Annotated in this window: 13 protein-coding genes, 12 tRNA genes and 1 rRNA gene; 3 read left to right on the top strand and 23 right to left on the bottom strand. The window is 43.9% G+C overall.

Going from position 1 to position 18202, the window contains the following annotated elements; genetic code table 11:
* Positions 1-90: 90 nt before the first annotated feature.
* From T408_RS0109635 to T408_RS0109650, 4 genes are all read right to left on the bottom strand, one after another.
* Positions 91-984 carry a DUF5633 domain-containing protein gene (locus tag T408_RS0109635; protein WP_028119728.1) on the bottom strand — a complete coding sequence of 298 codons (894 nt, stop codon included), beginning with the start codon at positions 982-984 and terminating at the stop codon, positions 91-93.
* A 267-nt stretch (positions 985-1251) separates the two neighbouring features.
* Positions 1252-2781 (bottom strand): DUF5633 domain-containing protein, encoded by a 1530-nt coding sequence (locus T408_RS0109640; protein WP_028119729.1) that lies wholly within the window; start codon positions 2779-2781, stop codon positions 1252-1254.
* Between the two features lie 170 nt (positions 2782-2951).
* Positions 2952-4721 (bottom strand): serine hydrolase, encoded by a 1770-nt coding sequence (locus tag T408_RS11470; RefSeq protein WP_211230843.1) that lies wholly within the window; start codon positions 4719-4721, stop codon positions 2952-2954.
* 18 nt (positions 4722-4739) lie between these two features.
* Entirely contained in the window at positions 4740-5483 is a 744-nt protein-coding gene (locus T408_RS0109650) for a hypothetical protein (protein ID WP_028119730.1), read from the bottom strand.
* A gap of 191 nt (positions 5484-5674) precedes the next feature.
* On the opposite strand from T408_RS0109650, the gene T408_RS0109655 reads away from it, so the two are divergent.
* A complete protein-coding gene (locus T408_RS0109655; RefSeq protein WP_051444881.1) occupies positions 5675-6625 on the top strand; it encodes a DUF697 domain-containing protein in 951 nt (316 codons plus the stop codon).
* 94 nt (positions 6626-6719) lie between these two features.
* On the opposite strand, the gene T408_RS0109660 is transcribed toward T408_RS0109655, so the two are convergent.
* The 3 genes from T408_RS0109660 to T408_RS0109670 form a co-directional block, all read right to left on the bottom strand.
* Positions 6720-9932, bottom strand: coding sequence for a DUF1002 domain-containing protein (locus tag T408_RS0109660; protein ID WP_028119732.1), 3213 nt, complete (start codon positions 9930-9932; stop codon positions 6720-6722).
* A 164-nt stretch (positions 9933-10096) separates the two neighbouring features.
* Positions 10097-11416, bottom strand: coding sequence for a polysaccharide deacetylase family protein (locus T408_RS11895; RefSeq protein WP_235731639.1), 1320 nt, complete (start codon positions 11414-11416; stop codon positions 10097-10099).
* Positions 11417-11494: 78 nt separating this feature from the next.
* Positions 11495-12091 (bottom strand): HD domain-containing protein, encoded by a 597-nt coding sequence (locus T408_RS0109670; RefSeq protein ID WP_028119733.1) that lies wholly within the window; start codon positions 12089-12091, stop codon positions 11495-11497.
* An 82-nt stretch (positions 12092-12173) separates the two neighbouring features.
* Here T408_RS0109670 and T408_RS0109675 point away from each other — a divergent pair, with 82 nt between their 5' ends.
* On the top strand, positions 12174-12788 hold the full coding sequence (locus T408_RS0109675) for an NUDIX hydrolase (RefSeq protein ID WP_051444883.1): 615 nt from the start codon (positions 12174-12176) through the stop codon (positions 12786-12788).
* On the opposite strand, the gene pdxR is transcribed toward T408_RS0109675, so the two are convergent.
* Positions 12777-14174, bottom strand: coding sequence for a MocR-like pyridoxine biosynthesis transcription factor PdxR (pdxR, locus tag T408_RS11480; RefSeq protein ID WP_051444884.1), 1398 nt, complete (start codon positions 14172-14174; stop codon positions 12777-12779). The genes T408_RS0109675 and pdxR overlap by 12 nt on opposite strands.
* Before the next feature lie 111 nt (positions 14175-14285).
* Between pdxR and T408_RS0109685 the strand changes: the two genes are divergently transcribed.
* Complete coding sequence (locus tag T408_RS0109685; RefSeq protein WP_028119735.1) at positions 14286-14843, top strand: ECF transporter S component; 558 nt, start codon at positions 14286-14288, stop codon at positions 14841-14843.
* A gap of 37 nt (positions 14844-14880) precedes the next feature.
* On the opposite strand, the gene T408_RS0109690 is transcribed toward T408_RS0109685, so the two are convergent.
* From T408_RS0109690 to rrf, 15 genes are all read right to left on the bottom strand, one after another.
* The gene (locus T408_RS0109690; RefSeq protein ID WP_028119736.1) at positions 14881-15615 is read right to left on the bottom strand and encodes an amino acid ABC transporter ATP-binding protein; all 735 of its coding nucleotides are present in this window, start codon (positions 15613-15615) and stop codon (positions 14881-14883) included.
* Between the two features lie 69 nt (positions 15616-15684).
* Positions 15685-16857, bottom strand: a complete 1173-nt coding sequence (locus tag T408_RS11900; RefSeq protein WP_051444885.1) for a hypothetical protein — start codon at positions 16855-16857, stop codon at positions 15685-15687.
* A 100-nt stretch (positions 16858-16957) separates the two neighbouring features.
* A tRNA-Leu gene (locus tag T408_RS0109700) sits at positions 16958-17041 on the bottom strand.
* Between the two features lie 36 nt (positions 17042-17077).
* A tRNA-Cys gene (locus T408_RS0109705) sits at positions 17078-17149 on the bottom strand.
* Between the two features lie 36 nt (positions 17150-17185).
* Positions 17186-17257 (bottom strand) — tRNA-Gln (locus tag T408_RS0109710).
* 37 nt (positions 17258-17294) lie between these two features.
* Positions 17295-17367, bottom strand: a tRNA-His gene (locus T408_RS0109715).
* 12 nt (positions 17368-17379) lie between these two features.
* Positions 17380-17450, bottom strand: a tRNA-Trp gene (locus T408_RS0109720).
* 52 nt (positions 17451-17502) lie between these two features.
* A tRNA-Tyr gene (locus T408_RS0109725) sits at positions 17503-17583 on the bottom strand.
* Between the two features lie 2 nt (positions 17584-17585).
* Positions 17586-17658 (bottom strand) — tRNA-Phe (locus tag T408_RS0109730).
* Positions 17659-17662: 4 nt separating this feature from the next.
* Positions 17663-17735 (bottom strand) — tRNA-Asp (locus tag T408_RS0109735).
* Positions 17736-17737: 2 nt separating this feature from the next.
* Positions 17738-17810 (bottom strand) — tRNA-Val (locus T408_RS0109740).
* Positions 17811-17831: 21 nt separating this feature from the next.
* Positions 17832-17903 (bottom strand) — tRNA-Glu (locus T408_RS0109745).
* An 11-nt stretch (positions 17904-17914) separates the two neighbouring features.
* Positions 17915-18005 (bottom strand) — tRNA-Ser (locus tag T408_RS0109750).
* Between the two features lie 11 nt (positions 18006-18016).
* A tRNA-Asn gene (locus tag T408_RS0109755) sits at positions 18017-18089 on the bottom strand.
* Positions 18090-18100: 11 nt separating this feature from the next.
* A 5S ribosomal RNA gene (gene rrf / locus T408_RS0109760) occupies positions 18101-18202 on the bottom strand; the annotation flags it as partial.

Here is an 18202-nt window from a genome sequence, read left to right on the forward strand (position 1 = left end):
TATACTATATCAGTGTTACAAAGATATTATATTGTATTAAAAAAGCTTGGAAAAAATCCAAGCTTTTTTGTTAATTAATTTTGAAATTAATTAGTCTTTTTTGAATTTAGGAGCTACAAGTCCTAGACCAGCTAGTACAGATAATGCAGCTGCACCAAATACTGCGTATGAAGAAGCTTCACCAGTTTCTGGCAATTTAGCTACGTCAGCTTTCTTGTCTTCTTTCTTAGCAGGATCTTTTACTGATTCTTTAGATTCTGGTTTAGCAGTATCTTCAGCTTTCTTGTCAGGATTGATTAGTAATTGGATATACCATTTACCATCTGCACCTTGAGCTACTTTATAATCATTATTGATTTTTGAATTAGCTACTAATGCTTTAGCTGATTGAATAGCTTCTTCTTTTGTAGCAAAGCCATTGTCAGGGTTGAACAAGCTTTCAGCTGGAGCTAATGGGTTGGCTGGCATAGTAACACCAGTCTCTTCAACAGCTTCAATAGTTAATTGATAGAAATAACGGCCAGTATCTGGACGTTGAACAATACGGTAACCTTTGTTTAGGTCATCATTCTTCAAAGCAGCTTTAGCAGCTTTAACTGCAGCAGCTTCAGTTAAATATCCGTAAACTTCATTTTCTTCTGCTGGTGTTTCATGTTTGCCAGTCTTAGGATCAGTTTTTGCATTTGGATTTGCATATTCGTGAGAGTTTAAGTTACCACTTTCATCATAATCAGCGTATGCATTTCCAGCTGCATCTTCACTATTTTGTCTGTTAGCTTCTGAAGCAATTTCTTCTGAAGTCTTTACAGAAACTGATGAAGTTTCTTTTTCAGGCTCTACATATGAAGTTTCTTCATCATAAGTTCCTGGATTTGATGGATCATACATTTCGAAATTAACTTTTGCAGCAAATACTGGTGACGTTGCTAATACTGATGAAGCCGCTAATGATAGAGCTGTTAATTTAACTAATGATTTTTTCATTGATAAATCCTTCTTTCTTTTAATAAATAATGAGTTAAGTTCTTCCTAATCTCAAGTATATATTAACATAAACATTGAATATTGCAAGGTTATTTTGGAAATTCTTAAATTTTTTAATAATTCCTTAAACTTTTGATTAGTTTTCTTAATCTCTTATATAAGAATACCTGATTTTTTTATAAAATCCAAGCTTTAATATTTACGTTTATATAACAAAATCATTACAAAGGTCGAGCGAACTGTTCAACTGTCCTTTATAAATATAATTTAATTACGTTTATACTGAGGTAATGCAATGCCTAAGCCAGCTAAAATAGATACTAATGCTGCTCCTAACATACCATATGTAGTAGATTCCCCAGTATTAGGAAGTCCTTTCTGCGCTGGTTTCACAGCCTGAACAATTTGAGAAACAGATTTACCGTTGGCAGAAATAGTTACTACCTGACCAGCTTTGAGTACTTCAGTATTAGAAGAGAAGTAACCATCCTTATTAGCTTGAGCCGTGTAAGCTCCTGCTGCATAGACCTTGTTCCCAGCTTCTTGAGCACGACGATCTTCAACATTAATCGTTACCGTAGAATTAACAGGAGCAGTACCAGACACAACAGCTTCTCCTTCATATAATTGTTTAGCAAATGCTAAAGCAACTTCTTTTGTAGTGTCGTTTGCATCCTGATTATCAATATGCTTGCCATCAACCACCTTGTTAGGCTCAATGGTCAATTGAATATACCATTTACCATCTGTACCTTTAGCAATATTGTATCCCTTGTTAATGTCGGATTTCTTAATAATTGCTTCAGCAGCTTTGATTGCATCTTCTTTTGTGGCATAACCTTTATCAGCATCAAATTCTTTTTCAGCTGGTTGGCTTTCTTTCTTATCATCTTTCACTTGTGGAGCTGGACGAGTTTCTGCTTGTTTTTCAGTTGTTAAAGAATAGTACCACAATTTATTGTTAGGATTTTGTGATAAGACATAACCTTTATTTACTTTATCAGATTTCAATGCTTTCTCAGCAGCTGCTTTAGCTTCTGCTTCAGTCTTAAACCCTTTTTCAGTTTCATCAGCGCTAGATGAACCAGACTCACTTGATACAGACTCACTTGAAGTTGATTGACTTGACTCATCAGTAGATTCGTCCACTACTGGATTTGATGTTGAGCTTGCTGATTCACTGCTTTGAGATTCAGATGAAGATTCAGATGATTCTTCAGCAGCTGGAGTAAGTTCTGTCAGCGGAACAATCTTCTTACCAGATTGATTTAGAAGATAGCTATATGTTTTTGAATTTGAGTTATAAACAATTTGATACCCGTTTGCTAGCCCAGTAACATCTGCTGCTAAAGCTGCATCCGCTGCGGTTATTGCTGCTTGCAATGTCGAATATCCATCTTCATTATTTTCCTCTTCTGCTTCAACCTTATCCGCTGATTGGTCAGTAGATTCATCAGAAGTCACTTCTGTCTTTGAACTTTCAGCACTTTGTGCTTGCGTAGAACCGCCTGAAGCGTAGGTTGCTCTAACAGTTCCCAAAATTTGATCTATATCTTCTTGAGTCGTTGCTGCCTTAATTTGGGCAATAAAATTATCTTTTTCTTCTTGAGAAGGACCGAAGATACCTTCAATTTCTGAAATAGCTTTTTCCTTAGCTTCTGCCAGAACTTGATCAACTGTTTCATTTTGAGTTGTATCGGTTGTTGTATCGGCCGCAATAGCTGCAATTGGGGCTACACCTACTAATATAGATGAAGCTAGTGATAATGTTGTTAATTTAAGAAATTTCTTTTTCATAACATAACATCCTTTCATTCATTGATAACTAAGTCATAGAATCTATAGGATAGTCTATAACTACATATCCTACGCTTAGAATACTACTATTTTAATATTTAATCAAGTAAGTAGATAAATTACTTAATAAAATTAATATTTTCTTAACATTTGTGAAATAATATAAATTTTTATTCTGAATTTCCATACATCATCGACTGATAATGTACAAATATCTGATAGACCGCTAGACTGAGTTGGTCGGCTTGGGCAGCGACGCCATCGCGCCAGGCCGGTTCTGCCGTATAGACGGCCAAGGAATAAGAGCCATAGTCAGTCACGAAGGTGGCCACATCATTTTGTTCAGTGCCACCGATTCCAGACTTGTTCCAAGAATAAGTAGGCACATAATTCTTAATATAAGAGTGAGTATTCATGCCGAACTTACTAATTAACATCTCGTCCCACGGAGCGCCGTTGACCTGGTCGTTATAGAGCAGGGCAAAGAGTCTGGCAGCATCATGGGGCGTGGTGACGAAGTAAGCATCATTGTAGTACTTACCAGAGACAACTGTATCCGTTAAGCCCAGTTCTTGGACAAATGGATTAATATGTTCACCGTCACCTACCGCATCAATCAACATATTGGCTGCGGTGTTATCACTATAGATAGCAACATAATTCACCAGCTCATCTAAGGTATAAGCCGATCCGACGCCGTATCCACCGATGACCCCGGCACCAGGCACTGGATCAGTTGGCTCCATATAGACTACTTGGTCTGGGGAGAGTTCACCTGTCTTATACTGGTTATAAAGTTCAGCTAGGACATAAATCTTCTGAGTGGATGCTGGGAAGAAGATCTGGTTATTAATATCCACTTGGGCCATGGTCTCGTTATTAATGAAGGACACGCCTACTCTGGCTGGCATCTCTTCAATATGGCGCCAGACTTCAGCTTCAATAGCATCCAACATCTCAAGCTCACTATAATCAGTATAGACATAGTCCGTCTCGGATTCATCCTTAGGCATCCAGCCCAAGTCTTGGTAGCCAATATTCACATGGATCCACTCTTGACCATCCAAGGTGATCGCTTCTTCGACGACTTCCATGGGCATATCAAAGTAGTCAGCCGTGGTCGCTACTAGGGTAGCCCCTCTTGTTCTAGGTGGCTTGGAGAGAATGACTTGATCCTTGGACTTATTGATAATCGAATAAGCGACAGGCGTCACTCGGGTATAGACAGGTTGGTCTAATTCTTCAATCCGTTGAATATTGGTCTGAACACCGGCTACTAGGGGGAGAACTTGACGCATCAAGCGAGCTAGTTCTAGGGAATCTCCAAGTTCAACCCGGCTTAAGGCTCGCTCGGTCTCTTGCCCTTCCTGATAATATGCAGCCCCACCCTCAGCTTGGGTATACCAACCTGTATAGGCCTGACCTTGGTAGCCTAAGTAGTCTTGGCCACTGGCATCTTGATAATAAGCAAATCCATTGACCTCCTCAGGGGTCACTTGCTGGATGCGGTTAGCCACAGAGAAGGGAGAATGAACAGCTACTTGAGGACTATAATAATACCAAGGCAAGGGGAAGGATTCTTGGGCCACGCCCTCTTCTTCGATAGCTTCCAGAGCCTCCGTTTCACTAACTGCTTCACTGGGTTCTGGTCTTAACTCTTGCAAGATTTCTTCCCGGCTCACTTGTAGGTCTTCTAATAGAAGAAAGTCGTTGGGATTCAACTTAAACCCTTGGTAAGTATAATAACTGGAATAATCTGTCTGCTTGGAATCACTGATCGCCCCTTCGAAGTGGAAGCTATCTGATTGAGAGTTAGAAGCACCGCCCTTACTCAGCCAATAAATTCCAAGGAGCAGGACCGCTAGGAGTAGGCAGGCAGGAATGCCATATTTGATTAGTTTGTTGTCAGTCGATTGCGACTGAACCGGTTCTTGAGACATAATCGACATAAATCCTTTCTAATTCTTAATTATTGACTCAAGATCAGGATTAATCTTGAATTGAATTTGTGGCAGGTAATAGTCACGAATCTGGTCAGCAAGCCACATCTCCGGATACCCATTGATAAATTGTTGATAAGAGAATTGATCGCGCAATTCAATCTCATCGACTTGCTGGTAGAGGACCTGTTGATTAATATATTCCTCGTAAGCATCATAATCCAAGGAGCCGTGGTTCTTAGCATAGATATCATTAGCAATTAGCTTGAAGTTGAAGTCTTCCAGAGCCCGTTGCTCCAATGCTTCCTTAACATCTCCTTGAATATTCAAAAGTGACTGGCCGTATTGCTTGAAGGTCAAGCCCTCTTGGTCAGCATAAGCTTGCACTTGTTCCAAGTACTCTCGGATATAGGCGTCCTTTTCTTGGGTATTCATAATGGCATTGGAATTAATATAGTAGTGGTTCAAGATATAAGGCAGAAGCACTTGATAATAGTGTTCTATCCTAGCTCGCTTCTGGAAGACTTCCATGCCGTAGGACTTTACCTGTCCGACCGTGTTGAGATCTGGGATATTCAGTGCTTGCACGTGTGAATCCTCTAATTGGTCAATGGTTTGACCGGTTTGGTCTTGATAGGCTAATTGGACCCGGTCAACCATGGGACGAGCCACTTGTTCCCAGGAAGGGATTTCGATGGTTAACTTGTCCTTAGTGACGGGGATATTGCGGTAGTCAATATAGTTGGTTACACTTGATTTCATGAATGGCTCCCTTCTGTCATTTCCTTATTCTAGATGATTTCCAGCTCACTGACAAGCCACTTAACCAAATATTCATTTATTTAAAATTTCCAAAGTTTTCTCTTACTGGTTGCTAGCTAAGACTTTAGTCCATAGTAATCGCCTAGACATCTGGTATAATAAAATGAATCATAATGGATTGGAGTGATGCTATGGAATCCTGGTGGCAAGATATTAAGAGCGCCTTCAAGTGGCTGGCGTGGGGAATGGGAATAGTGAGTCTTCTCTTTATTGTTAATCAATTGGCAGCTATATACCGTCTCTTGGTGGGAATTCATCCCTACCTTGCCTGGCTAGCTGTTGGCTTGATTGCCTTGGCCTTGATCGCCATCTTCTGGCGTCTTACCCGTCAATGGCTGGCTAGCCCTGAACTTATTGAACTGGGTGAGAATCCAAGCCCTGAAGAATATGAGCAGTACCTAGACGATATGATTACCCTTCTCAGTAAGAATACCTATCTGAGCGATTCCTCTCTCTTGGATGATTCCCTGACCAAGGAAGAGCGGATCCAGGCCGGACTCAAGCAACTCAATGAACAATCACTACCACTGATCAAGGAGAATGCTTCAGCCATCTTCCTATCCACCGCCATCTCTCAAAATGGCTCTCTGGATAGCTTGGTTGTCCTCTTTAGTCTGGTAAGGATGGTCTGGCAACTAGCAGGCATCTATCAGACACGACCAACCTTGAAGAGTCTAGGCAAGCTCTACTTACAAGTAGCTGGTATTGTCCTAATGGCTCGAACACTAGAGGATACGGACCTTATTGAGGAACAATTAGAACCCTTGATCACTTCCGTTCTTGGTGAGAGTATCGCTTCAGCCATTCCAGGCATGGTCCCAGTTGCTAACCTGATTGTTAGTTCCGTGATGGAAGGATCGGTTAACGCCTTCTTGACTCTACGAGTGGGACTCATTGCCCAGACTTATTTAGGGAACCGTGAGCTAGCTTCTAAGTCAACCGTCCGTCGATCAACTTCCCTTCAAGCCCTCTCCCACATGGGGCAGGTCCTTAAGGATAATGGTAAGACGATTGCTAAGACTGTTGCCAGAGCGGCTAAGAATGCAGGTACCAGCAAGGCTAAACGTTGGTTTGGTGTATAGACGAATAAATCAATTAGAGTAAAACCGAGCCTTCCTGATCTTATGGATCGAGGAAGGCTCGGTTTTTTGCCGTATTGGATATTAATTGACAAGCTTATTGAAATTCAACTAACTCAGCATCTTCAACTGGTAAAGAATCGAACTCTTCCAATCCTTCGCTAGGTAGGTCTTCAATAATAGCTTCGTTAGGGTCAAGCACTTCTGATTCGACCCTTGTCTCCGCCGATTGGGCTGATTCCTCCAGAGATGCTTGAGCTTGGTCTCTTAGAGCTTGTGCTTCAGCAGGTAGTGGGATAGCCGCATAACTTGGTGAGTCAACGGACAAACCATAGCTAGCTTGCCAGTCAAACGAGCGGGCTAATGGTTGGAAGTCTAAGCCATTTAGCTCTCCCACTTGATCGCTATCAAAGTCATAAGCAAAGGTCTTAGGCCCTTGGTCTGTCTGGAAAGTAAAGGCATAGTAGAACTTATCAGCTTCACTATCATGCACTAATTCATGAGAAGCTGGATAGACCGCCATTGAATAGCCCGTCTCCTGGCTAATACGGTCATAGACTTGGCTAGCGGTTGGATCTTGGCTTAACTGGTCACTTGCTTGTTGGTTAAAGATTAGATCGTCAATCAAGCTAGTGTGTCCTTGATTTAATTCATATTGAACTGCCAACCAACGCACCTGGTTGAGTGCCGCTTGATCTTGCGGTGTCATTGATGCAAGATCTTCATAGACAAAGGTATGAGACAGTAAATCCATGGCAGAAGCTTGTTGGTCCATCACAACTTGCAATTCCTCATAGAAGGCGTCGGCTACTGGGGTGGATTCAAGGAGTTCATAGTCTTCCAGCGCTTGAAGGCTCAATAGAGCTTGAGGATCCAGTGACTGAATCAGACTAGCCCAAGACTGCTTGAAGTCAGGTAGGTCGACCGTCTCTGCCTCTGCTTCTGATTCTGCTTGGTCTGATGAACTTACTTGGTTAGGATCAGCAGATTCTTCAGGAGCTTCTTCAACAACTTCTTGGCTAGCTTCAGACTGAGGCTGGCTGGCCTGTGAATCTGTATCTTCTTGTGATACTTGCGATTCTGAAGCCTCAGGCGCTTGGCTCACTTCTTCGGCCTGAGAACTCTCTGCTGGTGCTTGATCAGGGTCTTCTGCTACCGGTCCTAGAGTTGACTCATTGGCCATGATGGCTTGGAAGCCAGTTAACAAGTCAGCATCTTCAACAGAATGATAGTTGACTTGCCCCTGAGAATCGGCACCATCCGTATTAACATAAATCTGTCCTTGTCCATCTTCTAAGGCAAACAAGTAGATTGCTTGTTGATCTTGACCCTGAGCAGTAAAGACAGCAACCACATTGACGACACCAGCTTCTTGAGCTTCAGTTGCCCATTGAACCGGTTTGGCTTGGCCATCAATGATAGCTTGAGAGAAGGCTTGGTTTGGAATGGCAACCCCATTAAAGTCTTGATTGACACCCGGTTGAACTTCTTGAAGATCAGCCTCTTGTCCTTCTGCCCAGCCAGCTATTAACTGGATAAACTCATTGTAACGATCACCGGAGAAGTAAGAAGGACGACTCGATGGAACCGCTACTTCACTTACCGCTGGAGCAGCCGCCTCGGATGCCAGGCTTTCTGCTTCGGATTCGGCACTGGCTTCATCTTGCGGTACTTCCTCTGAAGCGGATGCTTGACTAGTCGATGAATCCGGCGTCACGGCTTCCATTCCAGGAAGCTCCTCTTCAAGGTCAATCACATTGTCCGGCTTTTCAAGAGCGTCCTCTTCGCTTGGTGCTGAATAGGTCTCAGGTACTGGAGCCAATGTTGATTGGTCTTCCACCGCAACCCCATAAGCTCCTTGGAAGTTAACCGGTTGGTCATAGGTCTTGCCTTGGGAATTAACAACTTGACCGCTGGCCTTATCCAAGGTGAAGCTTCCATAAGCTGTTGGCTGAGCTGAGTTAATGCGTTCAATATCTACTGTAAACTGGCCTTCTTGGTCTTGCCAATTGGTGTAAGCATAAGCTTCTGGAGCATAACCTGTCTTGATAGCAATTTGAGAGATCAAGCTATACAAGGCAGGGTCTTGCTTCAAGGTTGCCGCCCGGTTCAAGTTAGCAATCAAGTAATCCTTGAAAACGCCGGCTTCTAGACCATTGGCTTCCGCTTCATGGGCCAAGACTTGGTAGATAAGGGCACGGACAAAGTTAAGGCCATCTCTAGATTGTTGTGACAAGGTAGGTTGCATCAATTCAACCACAAAGGTATGTGAATACATGTTATAGAGCTGGCTCGTATCTCCAGCTTCAAGAGCTTGCTTCAACTCCTGATAGATAGCACCGACAACTGGGTGATAAGCTTCAGATGTAAAGTCAGGCGCTTCAACCTTCAAGGCTTCCTTGACCGATAGTGTCCCCTCTTGACCTTCTAGGGTTGCTGGCCAGTTGCTTCCAATGATAGAGACTTGAAGCTGGTCAGCAATCTCTGGATCTTGAGCGGCCTCGGTTTCAGCATATTGAGCACCGTAATCTTTCAATAGGTCTTTTATTTGCTGGATCTCTGCATCCGTCAACCCTTGGAAAACATTGCTGTTATTGGTAATGATATTGTTGATAATTTGTTCAATGTTATTAATCGTTATCGAATTGTCATTATTTTGGCGGATATAGTTATTGATCTCAATCTTCAAATAAGAGATGAACTGATTGATTTGGTAATTATTAATATAATTGTACTGGTTGATCTCATTAATGACACGGATCTCGTCATTAGCAACCTTGACCCGGCCGGGATCCACCTTGTGGCCAGATTCATCTAACAAGGCATAAACACCAGCCAGAGCTCCTTCACCAGTTACAGGAATGACGGTTGCCACCCGGACCAATACGTTCTTGGCTCCAGCAGTGATAGCCGCATTCTGATAGGTCAAGGAAGAGACTTGGGTAATATTTTCTGGGGTGACGACTTGGACTTGGACCCCGTAATTGCTGGCTTGAGGTTCAATATAAGCACTAGAGTAAACATCGGTAGCTGCAGTTGAGCCGTCATTCAGGTAACGATTGACCATGGTTCCGTCGACACGGATAGTATTATTAGCGGCTACATTGCCTGCTCCAAGCAATTGTCTGGTTGAAGCCTCCTGTTGACCATTCAAGGTGGCTCCAAGAGATAACTTGGCTGCTTGTTGCTCTTGTACCGCTTCCACGTTAGGAACCTGGTAGTGGCTGACTTGAGCGACTGTTGCTAGAACTGTCGGCGCCAACAAGGACGCAGATAGCCCTAAGATTAATAATGAACGTTTCTTAGTCATAGTTCTTCCTCTCCCTACTTTCTTCTATTCACCTCTTCATTATAGCTATCTTAACGCTTTCAAACAAGGCATAACCACTAGGCCACAATCATCCCCCAAATAAAAAACCAACCTCTCCTATCAAGGAAAAGTTGGTTAAGATTACTGAAAACCAGTTAAGCCGCTTAACGGTAGAAGTCAGCATGAGGAATAGCTTGGGCATCCACAAAGACATAGCCTGCTTCAAGTAGTTGGGGAATCAAGCTTCTTAAGGCCTTAACTGAGGCATCCTTAGTATCATGCATCAAGACAATCGAATCGTCTAACAAGGTGGATTGAATATGTTGGTTGATAGTTGCTGCATCTTGAGAGACCCAGTCTTGCGAGTCAACATTCCAATAGATTGGTGTGAGGTCAGGATACTTTTCGACCATAACAGGCTTTCCGTTCCCATAAGGCGTCCGGTAATAAGTAGGTCTGATGCCGGTAGCCTCTTCAATCAATTCTTGGGTCCGGTCCGTTTCCTGACAGATCTCCTCTACTGATAGTTGATCAAAGTTAGCATGTGAGTAGGAATGATTGCCAATGTAATGGCCTCTACGGGCCACTTCCTGAAGAATCTCCGGATATTTCTCAACCATCCGACCCACAACAAAGAAAGTAGCTCTAATCTCGTATTCATCGAGAATATCTAAGACCTCCAAGGTGTTCGGATGTGGTCCATCATCAAAGGTTAAGGCCACTAACTTCCGTGTATCAATGGCTGAACCTGTTAAATGCTCAGCCAAGCCCCGACTAGCAAAGGCCCCTTCTAAATCTATATCTTCAACTTCACCCGCTTCACTAGCTTGCAAGAGTGAATCTGCATAGCGTCCTGCCTGATCCAAATAATCAGACTTGATCTCAGCCAAGTGAGGCTGAGGGCTTTCTAGGTCCACTGCTTTCTCAAAGTCTTGATAGGCCTTGACATCCTCTTGATAACGCTTGGTTGAATAGCGAACAGGCAGTTGATCAATCAAGGCCTCTGCCTGGATAAAGCTAGCCAGGTCTTTCTTAGCTTGACTGACGGCTGTCTGGATGGCTTGGGTTTGGCCGTCCTGACTAGGAAACTTGAGGCGTTTTGCCAAGTTCTCCACTTGTTCCAAGTTGGTATCAGAATCAGCCACCCAAGTCTGTCCTTGCCAGCTTCCTAGCTGGTCCAACCATTGAAAGGCCCGATACTTGGCCCGGGTCTGCTTGATTAGTGGCGTTAGCTTGGTTCGGTCAATAAGAGGTATTTCTTGGTAGGCCTCGATGGCCTGATCTAATTGGTCCTGAGTGACAGCTGGATTCAAGCGTTCTTGATCTGAATCTTCATATAGGGTAGCTACTGCATGCTGGGCTTCTTGAAGCTGCTGGTGCGAGTAGGCCTGGAAGCGATAACTAATAAAAGCGACAACCAGAAGAACCAAGACAAGTAGCCCCCAAGCCAGAGGTTGCTTGCGGTAATCGCTCAATCGATTCATAAAATTCACCCATCCATCCTCCTCTCATTTGCAAAGTAATTCTAGTTTAGACCTTTTATCGCTTTTTGTCCATGCCGTCTAAGCTTGGCCCTCAACTTCAGCTTGAAGCTGCTGGAGGAAAGCTTCCATATAAGCTGTTCGCTCGTGAGCGATCTGGTGGCCAATTGCCGTATTCATCAAGTCGGCCAACTTCAATAACTTATCATAAAAATGCTGAACCGAGCTCGCTTCATGGCCATACATAAGCTGACCCTTGTGACCCCCATATTGGAAGCAACGGGCAATTCCCACAGCTCCCAGGGCATCCAGGCGGTCAGCATCCTGGACCACTTGCCCTTCTAGCGACAGACGGTGGCGATAAGCCTGATTGTCCCGGTAAGAAAGGTGGTGGATGATAGAATCAATGGCTTCGATTTGCTGAGGGGTCGCTTGAGCTTGTGCTAATAAGACTTGGACTTGCTGGTCAAATAAGCGCAGGCTAGAGTCTAACTTGCTATCAATCAGGTCATGGACTAGGCAAGCCGCCAAGACAAGCTCTCTATCCACCTCCTGATCTAGACTTGCTAAGATTGCCTTAGCATTATTAAGAACGCGTTGAATGTGTTGCCAGTCATGGCCCGACGGCTCATGACTGAGGATTTGTTTTACTTGCTTTTCTAAATAGTCTAACTTCATCCATTCTCCTCCTACAGCCTTTCAAGTGAAATAGGTCTATGTTACCAGTATAATGATAACATGAATGTAAAGGAGTAGACACGTGTTAAGAAAAATACAAGAATTAATTAGTCAACGGCCAGCAGAAATCTTAGGCCAACAAAAGCACTTCGCCATCTTGCTTCCCCTTATCGACCATGAAGGGCAATTGCAGGTTCTCTATGAAGTCCGAGCGCCTGGTATCTCTCAAGCGGGGGAAACTTCATTTCCTGGAGGTGCCATTGAAGCGGGCGAATCCCCTCGTCAAGCCGCAGTCAGAGAGACTTGTGAGGAGCTCTTGATTGATCCAAAGCAGATTCAAGTCTTCGGGGAAATTGATACCCTAGTGAGTGAGTGGGCTATTATTCACTGCTTTGTCGCTTATTTGCCAGACCTAGACTGGCAGACGATGGACTATAACCGGGAAGAAGTAGCGCGCTTGTTTGCTGTGCCACTGTCATATTTTGTCAACCATGAGCCCGAAGACCACCTCATCCAGTTTAGTCAAGAAGCTGGGGATGACTTTCCTTATGAATTGATTCCAGGGGGTGACCAATATAACTTCCGTCAGAAGAAACATCTGGTTAAGTTCTACCAATGGCAAGACGAAGTGATCTGGGGCTTCACTGCTAACCTAACCCATCATTTCAGCGACTTAATCCGGCCGCTAGTTAGCTAGACCCAGACAAGTTGATAAGTGGGAGACAAAGTGGTTCATTTGATCTGTACTTAGACTTGAAAAGCTAATAAATAAGAATTGGTCATCGCCTGCCTTGGGCTGGAGGCAATAGTCGGCTAGGGTATTCAAGCGGTAACCCGCTAGCTCTAGCTTGGACTTTAAGGCCTGGCTATCAAAGGCCCGGCTAGGCCGCCATAATAAATGCAAGCCGGCCGCTTCACCTTGTAATTGCCCATGAGGGTCGCATTCAAGCAGAAGGTTGATTAGATGGTCACGCTTCTTCTTATAGAATCGACGCGAGCGATTGATATGCCGTTCAAAGTAACCTTCAACAAAGAAATCACGCAGACTGTACTGAACCAGACTATTAATCGGAGACTGCTCACGACCGTATAAGGACATAAATGCCGGCAAAATACGGTCAGGCACCACCATATAAGAGACTCTCAAACCGGGTGACAAGCTACGGGACAGGCTGCCCATGTAGATGACCTGGTCACTGGCATCTAGGCTCTTCAAGGAGGGCAAAGGAAGACCGCTGTATTTGAATTCACTATCATAATCATCTTCAATAATATAACGATCAGGTTGTTCCTGGACCCAACGGATTAAGGCCTGGCGTCGCTTCATTGGCAAATAAGCCCCCGTTGGAAATTGATGGTTAGGAGTAGTGTACAACCAGTCGGCTTGTAAGTTTGACAGTTGTTGGCTATCAATCCCATTGGCATCCAAGGTCAAGGGCACCAAGTGATGACCCAAGGCTTCATAACGACGAATTAAGGGATGGTAACCGGGGTCCTCTACTGCGATTCGCTTAGCTTCTTGACCTAGAACCCGGAACAAATAAGCAAACAAGCTGGATGAACTAGGAGCTAGAATGATCTGCCGGGCCTGGCAGGCAACTGAACGTGAATGAGCGAGATAATCAGCAATCGCTTGTCGTAGACTCTCTAGCCCGCGGAATTCAATGGGCTGAATAATACCAGCTTGATGATTTCTTAGAAGCCCCAATTCAATCTTGGCCCATTGGTTAAATGGATAAAGTTCAGGATCTGGAATAGAACGAGTTAGATCAACTAGTGGCTCTGGATCCTCTCGTTCTAGCTCGGAAGCTAGAGCTTGTTTCTGTAGCGGGCGAACTTGCTGGCTAATATCCCCAACATAATAGCCCCTTCTCTCCTGGGCATAAATATACCCTTCATCCATTAACTGATTATAAGCACTGACTACGGTATTGTAAGAAATACCGTTTATTTGTGCGAGTTGCCTCTTACTCGGCAACTTCTGGCCGGCAACAAGTTGGCCACTCAAGATCTGGTCTTTGATCAAGTGATAGACCTGGCGGTAGAGTGGAAATTTATCATGACGATTCAAGGCTAATTCCATATGACCCTCCCATCTGGTACCTAATTTATTAAGCTAACTGATACTTTTATTGGAACCAGAATTCTACTATGATAACTGTATCAAATTAAATTGGGATTAGGAAGTGAATATATGCAGAAAAATAATCAACTCTTTAAGTGGGTCCAAATGGGCATCTACGCTGCCCTTATTGCCCTCGCCATTCAATTCATCCGGATACCCTTACCATCCGCTCTCAGCAATTCCTTTGTCCATCCAGGCAATGCGCTGATTGTCTTATCAGGTCTCCTAATGGGGCCCAAGCGGGGGATCATCGCCTCGAGTGCTGGGACTGCCATCTTCGACCTCTTGAATGGTTACGCCGCTGAAATTCCAGGAATTATTATTGAAAATGCTATTATTATTTTATTGGTAGAGTTATTTTACCGGACAGTCTTCAAACGACAAGACACCAAGCCCGCTCTCATTTCTACCGGGATCTTTGCTGGCCTTTGCAAATTAGCTATTGTCTTTATCAAATTCTTTATTGGGCAAATCATCTTGGGAAGCCAAGTGCAAGTGGCCTTTTATGCAGCCTTGAGCGGGCTGCCAGCTAGTTTCTTTAGCGCTATCTTTACGGCGGTTTTGACACCGATTCTATACTATCCAATGAAACAGATCTTCCAACGCTATCATCCAATTGGAGAATAAAAAAACGGAGAAGTTAATATTTAACTTCTCCGTTTTTTTATACTTGTAATACTTTTTCTAAGAAGGCTTGTGTTCTGGCTTCTTGTGGGTGGTTGAAGATCTGGTCAGGTGTGCCATTCTCTACAATATAACCCCCATCCATGAAGACGACGCGGTCGCCAACCTCTGCAGCAAAGCCCATCTCATGAGTTACTACTACCATTGTCATCCCATCTTCAGCCAAAGACTGCATGACGCTAAGCACATCGCCAACCATTTCAGGATCCAAGGCGGACGTAGGTTCATCAAATAGGAGAACGCTCGGGTTCATCGCTAGGGCACGAGCAATCGCTACCCGTTGCTTTTGACCACCTGATAAGGAATTAGGATAAGCTTCCGCCTTATCAGCCAAGCCTACTTGTTCTAAGAGCTCAATGGCTCTCTGGTCAGCTTCGGCTTGAGATAATTTATTGAGTTGAACAGGAGCAATAGTAATATTTTCCTTAACGGTTAGGTGAGGAAATAAATTAAAGTGCTGGAAAACCATACCGATATTTTCGCGGATTCGGTTGATATCAACCTTAGGATCAGTGATGTCGGTTCCATTGATAATAACAGTTCCGCCGTTGATTTCTTCTAAGCGATTCATGCAGCGAAGCAAGGTAGACTTTCCTGATCCAGAAGGACCAATAATACAAACCACTTCTCCCTTATCCACATTTAGGTCGATTGACTTTAAAACTTCATTATCGCCAAAATTCTTTTTTAGTTGGTTTATTTCAATAATTGCCATAATTTACCTCGCTTTTTAATCGTTATTTAATTTATATCGTCACTAGTCTAACATGAATTTCTTTGTTTGTCATCTAGCTGTCTCTAAATATTCCATCATCACATCCTGCATGTCCGGCCCCACATTCCCAGCAAAATTAATTGTTGCTAAGGAAAGATTGCCCTGCTTATTTTTAAAGACGTAAGCCTCACTCCCAGCAGCATCTGAACTTTCTCCAGTTAGAGATTGGCCAATTTGAATACGGGAGTTCACCGTTACTGACCGAATATCGCCACTATTATCAGCAGAAAAGACACGAATCTGGGTATCGGGTACATAATCATAGGTGGCTTCATAGACTTGGTTGCCAATTTTTATTTGGTTGTCTTGAGGTAAGAGCTGGATACTAGTCGGAATATTCATTCCGTCCCGGTGGAAGTCTACAATTGACGCTTGATGGTTGACTGCAAATTTACCTGTAGAATCGTTTGACCCTGAGACAGAGGCTTCAGGTGAATGGTCCGTAGACTCCAGGTTAGCTTCCTCACCTGTTATAAGGACCTTACCTAGATTATAAGTCTTGTCTGGCTTCAATAAGATCGGCGTTTGATCCGTTAAATCTAATTCCGCTGCTAATTGGTCACTCGTTAAAGGACCAGTTTCTGAATCGGAGATGGTATAAACCGCTTGCCCTTCTTCTATCTGATAACTTCCCTGGGCCACTTCTTCTACTTCTGCTTGAGGATCTTGAAGATTGGCTTGATAGAGGTAAAATTTCCCATCCTCATCATCTGTCTCTTGCTTGACAAATAGATAGCCTTCTTCGTAAATATCTAGCTTGACTCCATCCATTTGTGTAATAGGACTTAAGAGATTAACTGCTTTGCCATCAAGCAGACTATAAATACCATAAACCGCTTGGTCATAACCAATAAATAATTCATCTTGTCCGTCCCCGGTTACATCTTGGAGAAAGTAAAGAAAATCATTTCCTTGAGCTAGGTAGTCAATATAATGCGGATTCAAGTCGGATGTGGAAGCACGACCATGACCATTAACAATGTCATAATACAATTGAATAATATTGCCATATTCCGGATAAGCCTCTAAACCTTTAACCTGTAATTCGGGTAAGGTAGAAGAGCCAACTTGAGGGCCGTTTTCTTGGGCCTGAACTTGGATCACTGGGCTCATTGAATGAGGCGTGGCAAAAGATAGGGCCGTTGAAAATAATAGACTTGTTAAAAGGACTTTCTTGAACAATTTAATCGCTCCTCTAGATAAGTGATTATTTAGACTAGGTCTTAATTATTCTATTCTAACATTTATCCAACAAAAAAACACCCCCGAAGGGATGTTAGAATACCGGTGGTCGGGGTCGAACCGACACGCCCGTGAAGGCACGGGATTTTGAGTCCCGCGCGTCTGCCAATTCCGCCACACCGGCATAAGAGGCCTGACTTAACTTCAATATAGCTTGTTAAGGCGGTAACCGGATTTGAACCGGTGAATAAAGGTTTTGCAGACCTCTGCCTTACCACTTGGCTATACCGCCAGGAATAATTATTTAAGTTGCATAGCAACAAAAAAACTGGGGTAGCTGGATTCGAACCAACGCATAACGGAGTCAAAGTCCGTTGCCTTACCGCTTGGCTATACCCCAATGATAAAAATTTTATTGTACCTATTTATATAAAATAGGCGACCGATGGGAATCGAACCCACGAGTGTCGGTGCCACAAACCGATGCGTTAACCACTTCGCCACGATCGCCATCATAGGTAACAGGGACTGTAGGAATCGAACCCACACTAACGGTTTTGGAGACCGTTGTTCTACCGTTAAACTAAGTCCCTATGATGTTAGTATCTGAACGAAACGTACTTTTCCCAACATTACAATAAAATATGGAGGGGGACAGATTCGAACTGCCGAACCCGAAGGAGCGGATTTACAGTCCGCCGCGTTTAGCCACTTCGCTACCCCTCCAATGGCTCCGGACGGAATCGAACCGCCGACACCTTGAGCTTCAATCAAGTGCTCTACCAACTGAGCTACAGAGCCAATACGGTCCGGACGGGATTTGAACCCGCGATCTCCTGCGTGACAGGCAGGCATGTTAACCCCTACACCACCGGACCAATGGAAGATGACGGGATCGAACCGCCGACCCCCTGCTTGTAAGGCAGGTGCTCTCCCAGCTGAGCTAATCTTCCGAAGGATTTATTCTATTGTAATGATCCGTACGGGATTCGAACCCGTGTTACCGCCGTGAAAGGGCGGTGTCTTAACCACTTGACCAACGGACCAACTAAAACTACGGAGAGTAAGGGATTCGAACCCTTGAGACGAGTATAAGTCGCCTACACGATTTCCAATCGTGCTCCTTCGGCCAGCTCGGACAACTCTCCAAGAGACCTTACTCCGCCAGTTGGGCTCGAACCAACGACATCATGATTAACAGTCATGCGCTCTACCGACTGAGCTATGGCGGAATTGTAAAAATGCGTGGCAACGACCTACTCTCACACGGGCTACCCCGTACTACCATCGGCGCTAAGAAGCTTAACGGCTGTGTTCGGCATGGGAACAGGTGTGTCCTTCTTGC

The organism is Hutsoniella sourekii ATCC 700629 (assembly GCF_000518205.1).
In the GTDB taxonomy this organism is placed as follows: Bacteria; Bacillota; Bacilli; order Lactobacillales; family Aerococcaceae; genus Hutsoniella; species Hutsoniella sourekii.